The organism is Paenibacillus sp. LK1 (assembly GCF_002750415.1).
GTDB classification, from domain to species: domain Bacteria; phylum Bacillota; class Bacilli; order Paenibacillales; family Paenibacillaceae; genus Paenibacillus; species Paenibacillus taichungensis.
Genome location: NZ_PEII01000001.1, coordinates 716825 through 730206, shown reverse-complemented (window position 1 = coordinate 730206; position 13382 = coordinate 716825). Strand labels below are relative to the sequence as shown.

13 protein-coding genes are annotated in these 13382 nt (G+C 46.7%); 6 read left to right on the top strand and 7 right to left on the bottom strand.

Translation table 11 applies throughout. The annotated features are described in order from the left end of the window. Nucleotides 1–3: 3 nt before the first annotated feature. The 3 genes from CS562_RS03290 to CS562_RS03280 all read left to right on the top strand — a co-directional run bounded on the left by CS562_RS03290 (nucleotide 4) and on the right by CS562_RS03280 (nucleotide 3695). Entirely contained in the window at nucleotides 4–582 is a 579-nt protein-coding gene (locus CS562_RS03290) for a TetR/AcrR family transcriptional regulator (protein WP_076292048.1), read from the top strand. 70 nt (nucleotides 583–652) lie between these two features. Further along, on the top strand, nucleotides 653–2590 hold the full coding sequence (locus tag CS562_RS03285; protein WP_076292047.1) for an ABC-F family ATP-binding cassette domain-containing protein: 1938 nt from the start codon (nucleotides 653–655) through the stop codon (nucleotides 2588–2590). Between the two features lie 166 nt (nucleotides 2591–2756). Further along, entirely contained in the window at nucleotides 2757–3695 is a 939-nt protein-coding gene (locus CS562_RS03280) for a hypothetical protein (RefSeq protein ID WP_099853554.1), read from the top strand. Nucleotides 3696–3882: 187 nt separating this feature from the next. On the opposite strand, the gene CS562_RS03275 is transcribed toward CS562_RS03280, so the two are convergent. The 5 genes from CS562_RS03275 to CS562_RS03255 all read right to left on the bottom strand — a co-directional run bounded on the left by CS562_RS03275 (nucleotide 3883) and on the right by CS562_RS03255 (nucleotide 7982). Next, nucleotides 3883–4923, bottom strand: a complete 1041-nt coding sequence (locus tag CS562_RS03275) for a M42 family metallopeptidase (RefSeq protein WP_099853552.1) — start codon at nucleotides 4921–4923, stop codon at nucleotides 3883–3885. Nucleotides 4924–5039: 116 nt separating this feature from the next. Continuing rightward, complete coding sequence (locus CS562_RS03270) at nucleotides 5040–5429, bottom strand: LapA family protein (protein WP_076292044.1); 390 nt, start codon at nucleotides 5427–5429, stop codon at nucleotides 5040–5042. A 139-nt stretch (nucleotides 5430–5568) separates the two neighbouring features. After that, nucleotides 5569–7359, bottom strand: a complete 1791-nt coding sequence (gene pepF, locus CS562_RS03265) for an oligoendopeptidase F (RefSeq protein WP_099853550.1) — start codon at nucleotides 7357–7359, stop codon at nucleotides 5569–5571. A 200-nt stretch (nucleotides 7360–7559) separates the two neighbouring features. Beyond that, nucleotides 7560–7745, bottom strand: a complete 186-nt coding sequence (locus CS562_RS03260; protein ID WP_024629224.1) for a hypothetical protein — start codon at nucleotides 7743–7745, stop codon at nucleotides 7560–7562. A gap of 3 nt (nucleotides 7746–7748) precedes the next feature. After that, entirely contained in the window at nucleotides 7749–7982 is a 234-nt protein-coding gene (locus tag CS562_RS03255; RefSeq protein WP_024629225.1) for a hypothetical protein, read from the bottom strand. A gap of 163 nt (nucleotides 7983–8145) precedes the next feature. On the opposite strand from CS562_RS03255, the gene CS562_RS03250 reads away from it, so the two are divergent. Further along, nucleotides 8146–8343, top strand: a complete 198-nt coding sequence (locus CS562_RS03250) for a cold shock domain-containing protein (RefSeq protein WP_017689394.1) — start codon at nucleotides 8146–8148, stop codon at nucleotides 8341–8343. Between the two features lie 146 nt (nucleotides 8344–8489). Here CS562_RS03250 and CS562_RS03245 read toward each other — a convergent pair whose 3' ends face one another. After that, complete coding sequence (locus CS562_RS03245) at nucleotides 8490–9659, bottom strand: MFS transporter (protein ID WP_099853548.1); 1170 nt, start codon at nucleotides 9657–9659, stop codon at nucleotides 8490–8492. Nucleotides 9660–9696: 37 nt separating this feature from the next. After that, the gene (locus CS562_RS03240) at nucleotides 9697–11037 is read right to left on the bottom strand and encodes a multi antimicrobial extrusion protein MatE (RefSeq protein ID WP_076292041.1); all 1341 of its coding nucleotides are present in this window, start codon (nucleotides 11035–11037) and stop codon (nucleotides 9697–9699) included. A 179-nt stretch (nucleotides 11038–11216) separates the two neighbouring features. Here CS562_RS03240 and CS562_RS03235 point away from each other — a divergent pair, with 179 nt between their 5' ends. Both CS562_RS03235 and pfkA read left to right on the top strand, forming a co-directional pair. After that, complete coding sequence (locus tag CS562_RS03235) at nucleotides 11217–12296, top strand: tetraprenyl-beta-curcumene synthase family protein (RefSeq protein ID WP_175381611.1); 1080 nt, start codon at nucleotides 11217–11219, stop codon at nucleotides 12294–12296. A 52-nt stretch (nucleotides 12297–12348) separates the two neighbouring features. After that, nucleotides 12349–13320 carry a 6-phosphofructokinase gene (gene pfkA, locus CS562_RS03230; protein ID WP_076292040.1) on the top strand — a complete coding sequence of 324 codons (972 nt, stop codon included), beginning with the start codon at nucleotides 12349–12351 and terminating at the stop codon, nucleotides 13318–13320. The last annotated feature ends 62 nt before the right edge of the window (nucleotides 13321–13382 follow it).

The following is a 13382-nucleotide window of genomic DNA, read 5'->3' as shown; positions in this document are numbered from 1 at the left end:
CGTTTGAGCACTGTGCAAGGAGACAAATCGGAGGCAATTCTGGATGCAGCTTATGGTATTTTCGGTTCAAAAGGATTCTATGAGACGAAAATGTCCGATATTGCGGACGAAGCAGGCATCGCGAAAGGCACCATTTATTTATATTTCAAAAATAAGGAACAATTATTTATCGCCGTATCCAAGCGGGATTGCGACAGTTTTATCAGTCGCCTGGATTATGCATTGAAATCACATGAGAGTACGGGGGATAAGCTGGGTGCGATCGCCAAGACTCACCTTACGTATTATTATGAGCGTCGCAATCATACCAAGCTGTTTTTTATGGCACCCAATAATGATCCGGATCTGATGAAATTCATGAAGGCATTTATGAATGAGTATATGAGCATGGTGCGTGAGGTGTTAGAGAATGCTGGTGTGCCTGAGCCTGTGCTGCTCGCAGAAGCTTATATCGGGATTCTCGATCGGCTAAAGATGGATATCATGTTGAATCCGGAATTTAATGAGGAGCACCTGAACAAACGAATTGCCTTTGCAGCAGCTCTGTTTCTGGACGGATGTCGTTCCTTTTTGCAAGTATAGCGTGAGTGTAGTTGCATCTTATGTGCAGCCTCATTTTGAATACATTTTACAGAGAAGTAGGTTACGAGCAATGAACATAATGACGGTAGAGCAAGTTGCGAAAAGCTATGGTGAGAAAATATTGTTTAAAGACGCCTCATTCGGTATGGGCGATCAGGACAAGATTGGTGTCGTTGGTGTCAATGGAACCGGGAAGTCCACATTTTTGCGTGTCATTGCAGGTATGGAGCCAGCGGATGAGGGACAGATCTCGATTGGGAATGACGTGCGTATACAGTTCCTGGCACAGAATCCGCAGTTTAACCCGGATAATACAGTTTTGCAACAAGTATTTGAGGGCGACAGCCCGGAGATGAAAACAGTACGTGAGTATACAGAAACAATGGAGCTATTGGAACTTAATCCTTCCGATCCGGCACTGCAAGAGCGTTTATTGCGTTTGAACCAGCAAATGGAGCAGCTCCAGGTTTGGCAGATGGAAAGTGAAGCGAAGAGCATTCTGTCCAAACTGGGCATTCGTCAATTCGATGCGCTGATGGGCACATTGTCTGGTGGACAACGTAAACGGGTGGCGCTTGCTTCTGCGCTGATTCATCCCTGCGAATTGCTCATTCTGGATGAGCCTACGAACCATATTGATAATGATTCTGTAGTTTGGCTGGAACAGTATTTGCAAAAACGGCGCGGCGCCCTGCTCATGATCACGCATGATCGTTATTTCCTGGATCGTGTAGCAAATGTGATGCTGGAGCTAGATCATGGGCGTTTATTCCGGTATGAGGCCAACTATACCCGCTTCCTGGAACTGAAGGCTGAGCGTGAAGAGCGTGAATCCGCATCCGAACAAAAACGGCAAAATCTGCTGCGTACGGAGCTCGCCTGGATTCGTCGCGGTGCAAAAGCACGGACCACGAAACAAAAAGCGAGAATTGATCGCTTTGAACAGTTGAAGGATCAACAGGGACCCAATCGTTCAGGCTCATTAGAGGTATCCGTGGGTTCCACTCGTTTGGGCAAAAAAATACTGGAGATTGAGCATCTGTCCAAATCGGCAGATGGCCGCAAATTGATTGAAGATCTCAGTTACATTGCGGTACCAGGTGACCGGGTAGGTATTGTCGGCCCGAACGGCAGCGGTAAATCAACCTTGCTGCAAATGATTTCTGGTAAATTGGAACCCGATGCCGGTGAGGTTGTTGTGGGCCCGACGGTTAATCTGGGCTACTTCACTCAGGAGCATCAGGAGATGAATGAATCTCTGCGGGTTATTGAGTACATCAAGGAAGTGGCCGAGAATATAAAAACGGCTGATGGATCTCTTATTACAGCAGCTCAGATGCTGGAGCGTTTCCTCTTCACCCCTGCGTCACAGTGGACACCCATCTCCCGTCTGTCTGGCGGAGAAAAGCGTCGTCTGTACCTACTGCGTGTGCTGATGGCTGCACCGAATGTCCTGCTGCTGGATGAGCCGACGAACGACCTGGACATTCAGACACTTGCAGTACTCGAAGATTACCTGGATGATTTCCCAGGTGTTGTATTTGTCGTATCCCATGACCGGTACTTCCTGGATCGGACGGTGGATAAAGTACTGTCTTTTGAAGGTGGCGGTGCTGTGCGTGTGCATGTTGGGGACTACAGTGAATATGCAGAATGGATGTTAAAAAATGCCCCTGCATCTTCTCAGGATAGTGCGACGGGAACAGCTGCTAAATTGAAACCGGCAGCAACGGAAGAAAGTAAACCTGCTGTCTCGGCCGCTAAACCTAAGTTGAAGTTCAGCTTCAAGGAACAGCGTGAATATGACCAGATTGATGAGAATATCGAGAAAGCTGAAGCCAATCTGGCCCGCATTAATAAAGAGATGGAAGAATCGTTCAGCGATTCAGCCCGTCTACAGGAGTTAATGGCAGAGCAGGCGGAGGCGGAGCGTCATCTGGACGAACTGATGGAACGGTGGACCGTTCTGAATGAGCTTGCGGAACAGATTGAAAACAGCAAGTCTTAAAGTATATTTCAGTGAATCGTCTTCTCTTCAAAAGCGACTTGTAGTCGTCTTTTGGGGGAGGGCGATTTTTTTTGCATTGATGAAAATGAATTTATATGAAACGTTAACCATATTCAAACCGTTTATTAAATAAAGAATTCCATAGAAGGGGGAGAACTCCACATCCATGTACAGAGAACTGAATGAACAATTGGCAGTGATCAAGGAAAAGGGAAGAATGTACGATAAATGGAATGATCGGCTGGAGAAGCTGAATCAGGAGGAAGCGGAATGGAAAAGGAAAGTACAGCAGCGTCTGGAGCATCTACAGAAGGAACAAAACGATGTGGATCGCCTCAACAACATGACGTTATCAGCATTCTTTTATCATTTAATCGGCAAAAAAGAGGATCGACTGGAAAAAGAAGAACTGGAGTTGATGGAAAGTAAGGCAGAGTACGATACAGCATGCCAGATGTTAACGGATATCCAGAAGCAGCGCTCGCAAGTTAAGCAGCAACTGGACGGACAGCGGCAATACCAATTCTGGCAAAGTGATTACAAGGTGTTATTGGGCAAGAAGGAAAACGATTTGCTCGATAAAGATGCAGAATTGCAGCAGATGGCTGAGGATCGGGAACATCTCTCGGGAGAGCTTCAGGAGCTAAATGAAGCGGATCGAGAAGGTCAGTATCTGCTCGATGCACTTGAACGTGCTGAAAAGGCTTTGTCCTCTGCGGGAAATTGGGGAGTATACGACATGATGGGTGGGGGGATGATCTCGACCCATATTAAGCGCAGCAGAATGGATGACGCTCAGGTTGCTATTGTCGATGCCGGAAGACGTCTTCGCCGATTTCAGAAGGAGCTGGAGGATGTGAAGATGGCTGTAAACACGGAATTACACCTTGGAGGCCTGCTTTCATTCGCAGACTATTTCTTCGATAATCTCTTTGTGGATTGGATGGTACAAGACAAAATTCGCAAAGCTGAAACTCAGGTGAAGGATGGATTGAGTGCAGTGCGAAGCACGTTGCATGTGCTGAAGGATGAGATCCGGGATCACAAAGTGAAGCTGGAGCTTCTGGAACGTAGGTATAGCGAATATATTGAACGAGCAAATTGAGACATTTCAAAGAAGAAGGACACTTCCGGCTTGCGCCTAAACGGCGCAGCTGAAGTGTCCTTTTTTACATGATAAAAGTGAATGATAGATATCCAAGTCGGCATGCCCGATCAGATCGAGATCACAACTCTGATCATTTATTCAAATGCTGTATTTCCATTCGACTTGTGTATGACCATGTCACAATTTACTTGGTCGTAATATATGCGGCGAGCAGTCTCGCTGTATTCAGGACAGCGTCTTTATGCGTGCGTTCCATGGAGTGGGAAGCATGAACGCCCGGACCAATCAATGCAGCACGAATGTTATTTCCTCCACGTAATGCTGCACTGCCGTCGGAGCCGTATTGTGGATAAATATCAACGACATAATCAAGGCTTGCTTGTTTGGCCAGTTCGATCAGTCGCGAGGTCATATCGTAGTCATATGGTCCGGACGAATCCTTGGCACAGATGGATACATCCGTCTCCTTGCAGCTAAGGTCGTCACCCATTGCGCCCATGTCTACAGCAATCAATTCGCTGATTTCCGCAGGAATATAAGATGCGCCGTGTCCAACTTCTTCATAGTTCGAGATGAGCAGCGAAACGTTATGCAGTGGTTTCCAATTTTCCCGATGTGCAGATTCCAGGATACCGAACAAAGCAGCTACGCTGGCTTTATCATCAAGGTGACGCGATTTGATATATCCGCTGGGTGTAATGACCGCACGGGCATCGAAGGAAATAAAGTCCCCTACAGAGATACCCAATGCCAGAACATCTTCCTTGGAAGAGATCACTTCATCAATGCGTACTTCCATATGGCTCTCGCTTCGCTCAAACGTACGTGCATCCGGATAGACGTGTACAGAAGGGTGCAGGGAAAGGATGGTGCCTGTGTAGGTCTTTCCATCGCGTGTGTGGATGGTGCAATACTCATTCTCGATACTGTTCATGGTAAATCCACCGACAGAGGTAAGCTTCAGTGTGCCGTAGGATGTGATGGAACGCACCATAGCTCCCAATGTATCCACATGTGCACTCAATCCGATCGTTCTGGAAGAGTCCTGCCCAGGCAATGTGAGCACAGCTCCACCCTTGTTGTTCAATTCAAAATCAACATGCAGTGATTCAGCTTCCTTGCGGATCATCTCAATAATATCGTGGGTATAGCCACTAGGGCTGGGAGTATCGAGTAACTTTTTCAGAAAAGACAGGACATAGGATTCGTCAATGGTAAAACTCATATGGAAATTTCCTCCTCGTTAATAATTGTGCAGTAAGTTGTTCTTAAAACAGAATACAGCCTGTCTGGCAGAATGTACAATTCCATTCTTGATAGCCAGCAGGCTGCTCTGATGTGTTACAGCGTACCCGAAGGATTTCCTTTTCGTTGACTCTGAATGGAATCGGACTCCACAGAAACGTTGTCCGAATCGATCGTTCCGAATGTATCCATGGATTTAAACGAATCCAGAGAAGAGGTAGAGCTGCTTGCTGCGGAGTTTTCCAACTCGGATACACGCAGCTTCAATTGCTTGTTCTCGCGTTGCAGTCGATATTGGCGGAAGATGCCATAAGACCCTACAATGATTCCACCGATTAGGGTGCAGCCAAGAATGAGCAGAATCAGCGGGATTTGAACCGTGTTAAATAGCAGGTTGACTTGTACGGAATCCACATTAATGACCGCAAAAATTCCCGTAAGTAATGCAAAAACGAGACCTGCGATGAGTGCCCATTGCATTTTCATGGTGGTGCCTCCTTGTTGAACAATTCTTCAGGACTATGTATGCAATTACCCTAATTTATGGAGCTTGCATCTTGCTTGATTATAAAATCCCTTGCCCGAATGGGCAAGGGACACAGGTCACAGGGACGAGAAAGCAACCTTATTTCGTTAGTTGTTCCATTTGCTCAATCAATTCCTTGAACACACTCATAGCTTCGCGAATCGGCTCTGGCGTAGACATATCCACTCCTGCTTTTTTCAGGATGTTGATGGAATAGTCACTGCCACCGCTCTTGAGGAATCCAAGATAACGGTCTACAGCAGGTTGCCCCTCTTCCAGAATTTGCTTGGAGAAACTGGTCGCTGCTGAGAAGCCGGTCGCATATTTGTACACGTAGAAGCTGTTATAGAAGTGGGGAATACGCGCCCATTCCATTTCAATACCTTTGTCCACCACCATGCTATCTCCATGGTATTTGACATTAAGGTCATAATAAATCTCGGAAAGCAGCTGAGGTGTGAGAGCTTCACCCTGTTCCGCACGCTCGTGAATGATTTTTTCGAATTCTGCAAACATGGTTTGACGGAATACCGTGGTACGGAACTGATCTGCATAATACGTCAGCAAGTATAGCTTTTCCTTCGGATCTGTCGATTTATTGAGCAGATAATCCATTAACAAAGCTTCATTCGTTGTAGATGCAACCTCAGCCAGGAAAATGGTGTACTGTGCATCACGATATGGAAGCGTAGTGTCTGAATAGTGGGAATGAAGTGCGTGGCCCATTTCATGTGCCAGTGTAAACATGCTATTCAGGTTATCTTTGTGATTCAACAAGACGTAAGGGTGGGTGCCGTAGGCTCCCCAACTATATGCGCCTGAACGTTTATTCTCATTTTCGTATACATCAATCCAGCGATCATCATAGCCGGCCTGTAATGCGTCTGCATAATCCTTGCCAAGCGGCTTCAAGCCATCTTTAACCGTTTGTTTGGCTTCCTCGTAGGTAATGTCCATTTTGTATTCATCCACCAGTGGGGCGAAAAGGTCATACATATGCAGCTTATCTACGCCGAGCAATTTTTTGCGCAGGTCCATATAACGGTGTAACAGCGGAAGGCTCTCATGAATTGTATCCACAAGATTGGTATAGACATCCTTCGGAATGTTGTCGCCGTAAAGGGACATATCCATGACGGAAGGGTATTTCCGAACATCGGCATAAAACATATTTTTAGTTACGTTAGCGTTCAGAGCTGCAGCAATGGTGTTCTTTTGCTTGCCATAGGTTTCATACACCGCTTTGAAGGCACGTTCGCGAACTTCCCGATTCGGATTTTCCAAGAACTGAATATAGCTGCCATGAGTCAGTTCCACTTCGTTTCCATGCTCATCCTTGATTTTTGGGAACTTGAGATCGGCGTTGTTCAACATGCTAAAGATGGTCTGTGGTGCCTGGGATAGATTACCCACCTGTGCAAGCAATGCTTCCTCGGCTTGGCTCAGTACATGAGCCTTTTCACGTTTCATCTCTTCCAGTGTGAACTTATAGGCAGAGAGTTTCTCGTTGGAGATGAGGGCATCCAACTGATCATCCGGAAGGGACAAGATTTCGGGTGTAACATAAGATAGTGCTTCACCAACCTGCACGCTTAACTTTTGTGCTTTTTGGGACAGGTTTTGATATGTAGGGTTAGCTGTGTCTTCATCTTGATGCATCCGTGCATACACAAAGAGGCGTTCGGTTTTGAGACTGATCTCATCTTCGAGTTCAAAACAGTTTTTGAGTGTCTCAGGTTTGTTCAGTTTGCCTTGGAATTCGGAGGCTTTCTTAGTCAAAGACGATACTTCTTCATATTCCTGATCCCAAGCTTTCTGATCGGCGAATAGATCTTCCAGTTTCCAGGTTTGTTCAGTAGGTACCTCGGAACGTTTCAATAGTTGACTCATGGGAATCCTCCTTTGATGAAGTGATGAATATATAGACGAAGCTGCCTTCGTCCCACTCGCTTGTGCGGAGAGAGACGAAGGAATCAGACTAAGTACCAGCAAAATGAACAGCGATTTGCGGTATTTCAACGGCCTTCCTCCTCACTATACGAATAATCCCGTATAGTATGACCTGAGGGGCATTGAAATATTTGATGAAGCTAGGCTCCCATATTGACCAAAAAGTAAACGATCAGGAAAAATGCGAAACAGATCAGCAGGGTGGCAATCAAAGCCATGCCCCGTCTTAGACGATCCGGGATGGAGTTGCGTCCCAGAATCAGCACGATTCCTAAGGAAAAAGCAAGAATAATAAAGATGACAACATTGCTTGAGTCAAGCTGCATGGGCTAGACCCCTTTGAAGGCAGCCATAAGTTGACGCCATTCGTCCTCGCGGTTCTCGAAATCTTCTTTCGGGAAGCGGCGTTCAGCCCAGTGCATCAACGCAGGACGGCTGAGGAAGGTATGGCATTCTTCGCCCCATTCTTCCGAGATTTCACGAAGCACCAGATATTTGCCTTGAACTTCTACGGTCATCATATTCCACTTGTCTGTTTTGTATATTTCATGTTTTTTTATCATAGGTAGTCTCCAAACTAACGGTTTTGGTAAAATGATACCGTACCCTTGGATTCAAAGCAAATTTTTTCGACTTTTATGGAAAAGATAAATTGCAATGTAGAAGGTCATACAGTATAATGAGGGTATTCGCCATAGATGGCGATATTTTTAGGAGGTTGTTCATTTGAAAGGTACAGTTAAATGGTTTAACGCAGAAAAAGGCTATGGCTTTATTTCAGTTGAAGGCGGCGAGGACGTATTCGTACATTTCTCCGCAATCCAAGGCGACGGCTTTAAAACATTGGAAGAAGGTCAAGCGGTAGAATTCGAAATCACTGATGGAAACCGTGGTCCTCAAGCAGCTAACGTAAACAAATTGTAAGAATTTTTCCGATCATACGGATTTCTTATAAATGATTGGCTTCTAGCTGAATATACGAACCCAAGCACAGTCCCCCCATGGGAGACTGTGCTTTTTTTGATATATTTGATAAGTGGAGTTCCATATGGGAAATCCTTTTTGGATGTTTATGTGCGGCTAGTCATGCTTGACCAAAGCTTCATGCAAAATCCCACAAGTGCGGCCAGGGAAAACGCCATCGCAGTGAGATAGAAGGTGCTTCTGTTGGTATGCTCTAGCAGCAATCCTCCCAGCGTTCCGCTGAGCAGACCGGAAGCGCTGGACCACACAATGGTGAACAAGGCCATACCAGTGGCGCGATAGCCATCCGGAACAAGGCGGGTAATATAACGGACTGCCGTCACGTAGAAGATGCCAAAGGTCACGCTGTGCATCGTCTGAATGGCAACGACCGCCGCGGGTGTATCCGAGATGGACATCAGAAATAAGCGAATCGTATACATCAGCGCAGCGATCGTCAGCAAAGGAAGTTCTTTGTAGCGATTGCCGTATCTGCTTAGCAGCAAAAACACCGGAATTTCACTGACCGAAGAGATCAACAGGGACCAGCCGATGAGCCCTTCACTGGCACCTAGATCTTTCAGTGTGATGGTGAGAAAAGCTTCATTCATCCGGTGACCCAGAGCGAGCAGAAAAACGCATCCGAAAAAGGTGAGGACATCCCTTCGTTTCAAGATGGACCATAGTCCCGAAAGATCCATTTTAGTGCTGCTGCCCGAAGGCTGATCTTTTAATCGAAAACCGATTAGGAGAGTAGTCGCGGCCAGAGCAATACATACCCACATCGTCCATCCTGGTCCGAAAGATCCGAGAAAATATCCAATGCTTAAGGCAAAGAACGCATATCCGATCGAGCCAAATACACGAATGGAAGTGAAATTTCGCCCATACTTGCTTGCGGTTGTAATCGCCATCGTATCCGAAAGTGGATAAACCGGGTAGTAGAAAAAGTAAAACAGGGTCACCAGTACAAACACCTGACCAAAGGTTGTGGCATTGGCAAGCATGACACCTGTGATCAGTTGCCCGGCAAGCAGGATGATCATCACTTTGCGTACAGTTTTGTAACGGTCACTGGCCATACTCCAGAACATGTTGGAGAATACGGAGACGAGAGGACCGATTCCGTACAGGTAACCGATTTCGGCCCGACTGAACCCCAGATGACTGAAATAAAGCTGGAAATACGATACCACCAGAACGGTGGAACCGAAGATGGTGAACATAAGTGCCCGCAGCCAGTTTTGATCTGGCCGGGCGGTATGACTTGATTTCATGATGAAAGGCTCCATTCTTGATTACAGTTCAAATTTATTATCCCTTGAGGGAAGATGATTTCCCGGATGAGTGTACAGACATGCTAGGTTCCTTCTGCGTACGCCGGATGACAAGCCAGACAATGACAAGCTCGGCAAGCAGGCCTAGGGATTGAGCCACTGCACCGATCATGCCGTTCCACGCAGGGAATATGCTAACTAGAATGAGCAGGACGATCACCGTACATATGGCATTGGCCGTCTGGGAGCGAAACATTGTTTTGGTCTGTCCGCGCAGTAGAATCAAACCATTACTGAAGTCGAGAAAAGGTGAAATCAGCGGAAAGAGCACAAACGCACGTAGTGTCCACAAACTTTGCTGTAGCAGATTGCCCTGAACGCTCATTACATTTTCCAATACCCACGGTCCAAGCGGGGTGTAGGCAATCGACACGGTCATGGCAAAAGGAACAAATCCGGTGACCAGTGCGAACTTCTTCACCAGTTTGGCATCAACAAGATAGAAATTTAGTACGATTTGGTGGATGTATGTAAAAAAGCTTAGCATCAGCTGCATCAGGCTACTCGCAACGGCAAAGGAAGAGATGGCCAGAGCAATCCCGGTCGTTTTGCCAAGTACGATATTAATGACGGGGCCGATAAACAGGGCCACAAAACTGGATAATAACAGCGGTTTGTAAAAGCGAAAGACGTCTGCCTTGTTTTCAACAGGATGATCTTCCAGCTTGGCTGGCATCTTGCGTTTAATGCTGTTACCTTCAAGAAAACTGACCAAAGCCTCAATCATCATTCCTGCCGCAAAAATGATAGCGCCTACACGTCCACTATCAATACTGTCAGTATATATGAAATACAAGGACAGGCCATACATTCCGGCAAGACGGAATAGCATGCCGATCGTCAGCCATTTCGTACGGTTATTCGTAATAATGATGCCTTGATAGATATTGCGGATGACCGAAAAGATGCTGACATACATGAGAATCTCGTAGACGTCGATCACTTTGGATAACAGATCCGGGCTTACGCCAAACAGATATTTGAATACACCTGTACCAATGGGAGAATATACGATGAGAAATCCGATTAGAAGTACACAAGCGAGAAATATTTTGGTCACAAACGTGAGGGCCTGAAAGGAAAGGCGGTCCCGAACCAGCGCCGAACAGGTTTGACGCAGTAGGGTTGAAGGGCGCTCGGTGAGGGTTAGCAGGCTACCAGCGATGGCGTAGCTGGCAATGACCGTCTCGGGATGAGCGGAACGAGCGAGTGTACTGTTAATGATTACGTGCGAAATGGTAACGAGAGAGGCGGATATGCCCAGCGGCACAAAAAATGCAAATAACCGTCTCCACGAAAGTGGTTCACTTGACGTCATGTCAACGACTCCTTTGATGGATGAAATATGCCTAGTATATCACAAAGCCTTGAAAGCGGATGCGATTTTTTGTGCGGAATATGCGGGAGATCATTTGTACAATTAAGGGGATCATATTATAATAGGATTGGTTAAAAATCGCTCTAATACGTATTCAACCAAGTGGAGGCACATTTATTTTGAGCCAATCAAATCGAAATCGTCATCAATATCCGCGTGGACCGTTGGCATTGATGAGAGGGGTGTACAAATACACCATTCCGGAAACGCGGAAGGAATTGGATGGATGGCGTGCCCAAGCTGAGAAAATTCCGAATGAGGAATTGCGCAATCAGGCACTGGCCAGTCTCAGGGACAAGCAGTTCCACTGTGAAGGCGGGACCGTTTATGCTTTACCTGATTTGCCGAACAGGCACATTCTGATTCCACTGATCGTTTCATATCAGACTATTAGTGATTATTTGGACAATCTGTGTGATCGCAGTACATCGATGGACCCGAATGACTTTCGGCTTCTCCATCAATCTATGCTTGATGCGGTAGATCCCGAAGCAACCCCTGTCAATTATTACGCGCTCCGTGAGGAGCAGGATGATGGTGGATACCTAAGGAATCTGGTGACCTCATGTCAGGAGCTGACTCGTCAGCTGCCAGGCTATGCATCCGCCAAGCCTCAAATTCAGGATCTGGCAGGCCTATACACGGACCTGCAGGTATATAAGCACATCAAGCCGGAACTGAGAGAAACGGCTTTGCTGGAATGGTGGTCGGAACATCGCCACCGCACACCTCAGTTCCGTTGGAACGAATTTGCCGCCGCTACCGGCTCTACGCTGGGCGTATTCATGCTGTTTCTGGCTGCGAGTGATGATCAGCTGACAGAGGAGCAGGCGGCTTCGATCCACACTGCCTATTTTCCTCATGTATGTGCTCTGCATATTATGCTCGATTATTTAATCGATCAGGATGAAGATCGTATCGGAGGAGATCTCAACTTCTGCAATTATTATGAGAATGTGGAGACAATGCTGGACCGAATTGCTTTTATTGTGGAGATGGCCCGCAGTGATGTGCAGAAGATTCCGGGAAGTTCGTTCCACCGGATGATTATCGAAGGACTGCTTGCCATTTACCTGTCTGATCCCAAAGTCAGCGAACAACAGGAAGTTCGCGTCGTTTCCAAGCGTTTGATGAAGAATAGTCCGATGACAAGAGTATTTTTCTTTATCTTTAGCCGCTGGATTCGTAAGCATATGTAAGTCAGGCGTATTGGTGGGAGCCTGAAGTGAAACTAGAGGAGGAAGAAACATCATGACAGCAGTAAAGAAAATCGCAGTTTTAACGAGCGGTGGTGATTCACAAGGGATGAACGCGGCTGTTCGTGCGGTTGTTCGCAGCGGACTGTTTCACGGTCTCGAAGTGTACGGGGTTCAACGCGGATACCAGGGTCTTTTGAATAACGATATTTTCCCAATGGATTTGCGGAGTGTAGGGGATATCATCCAGCGTGGGGGAACGGTTCTGCAATCGGCACGCTGCAAGGAATTCTATACCGCTGAAGGTCAACAAAAAGGTGCAGACATTCTGCGTGCACGCGGTATTGACGGCCTGGTTGTTATTGGTGGAGACGGTTCATATAACGGTGCCAACAAACTGAGCAAGCTGGGCATCAACACGATGGGTCTTCCGGGAACGATTGATAATGACGTTTCTTTCACCGATTATACGATCGGATTCGATACAGCAGTAAGTGTAGTAGTAGATGCAGTAAACAAATTGCGCGATACCATGTCTTCACACGAACGCTCTTCCATCGTTGAAGTAATGGGCCGTCACTGTGGCGATATCGCTTTACATGCAGGACTCGCATCGGGTGCAGAAACGATTCTTGTACCGGAAGTTCCGTTTGACATGGACGAAGTGGCAGATCGGATGAAAGCCAATTTTGCACATGGCAAACGCCACAGTATCATCATCGTTGCTGAAGGCGTGGGCAAAGGTGAAGATGTAGCGAAAGAACTGATGGAACGCTGCCCAACGTATGAGCCACGTGTAACTGTTTTGGGTCACATTCAGCGTGGAGGTACGCCAACTCCGTTTGACCGTAACCTTGCCAGTCGTCTGGGAGATTTCGCCGTACGCAGTCTGATCGCAGGTGAGACAGACAAAGGTTGCGGTATTATCAAGGGAGAACTGACCCTGACGGATATTGATAAAGTTGTTAATACGAAAAAAGACTTCGATATGGAGACTTACCAGCTTGCACAGCGTTTGTCCCAATAATCCAGTCATCAACAAAAGTTTAAATTAAATGAGCACAGTCCCGTTTTATCGCGGGCTGTGCT

What these genes read in the sequence shown, in the direction of transcription:
- pfkA (WP_076292040.1), top strand. Translation starts at nt 12,349, where the DNA reads ATGACAGCAGTAAAGAAAATCGCAGTTTTAACGAGCGGTGGTGATTCA.
- CS562_RS03270 (WP_076292044.1), bottom strand. Translation starts at nt 5,429, where the DNA reads ATGAAAATGCAATGGGCACTCATCGCAGGTCTCGTTTTTGCATTACTT.
- CS562_RS03285 (WP_076292047.1), top strand. Translation starts at nt 653, where the DNA reads ATGAACATAATGACGGTAGAGCAAGTTGCGAAAAGCTATGGTGAGAAA.
- CS562_RS03245 (WP_099853548.1), bottom strand. Translation starts at nt 9,659, where the DNA reads ATGAAATCAAGTCATACCGCCCGGCCAGATCAAAACTGGCTGCGGGCA.
- CS562_RS03255 (WP_024629225.1), bottom strand. Translation starts at nt 7,982, where the DNA reads ATGATAAAAAAACATGAAATATACAAAACAGACAAGTGGAATATGATG.
- CS562_RS03260 (WP_024629224.1), bottom strand. Translation starts at nt 7,745, where the DNA reads ATGCAGCTTGACTCAAGCAATGTTGTCATCTTTATTATTCTTGCTTTT.
- CS562_RS03280 (WP_099853554.1), top strand. Translation starts at nt 2,757, where the DNA reads ATGTACAGAGAACTGAATGAACAATTGGCAGTGATCAAGGAAAAGGGA.
- CS562_RS03275 (WP_099853552.1), bottom strand. Translation starts at nt 4,923, where the DNA reads ATGAGTTTTACCATTGACGAATCCTATGTCCTGTCTTTTCTGAAAAAG.
- pepF (WP_099853550.1), bottom strand. Translation starts at nt 7,359, where the DNA reads ATGAGTCAACTATTGAAACGTTCCGAGGTACCTACTGAACAAACCTGG.
- CS562_RS03240 (WP_076292041.1), bottom strand. Translation starts at nt 11,037, where the DNA reads ATGACGTCAAGTGAACCACTTTCGTGGAGACGGTTATTTGCATTTTTT.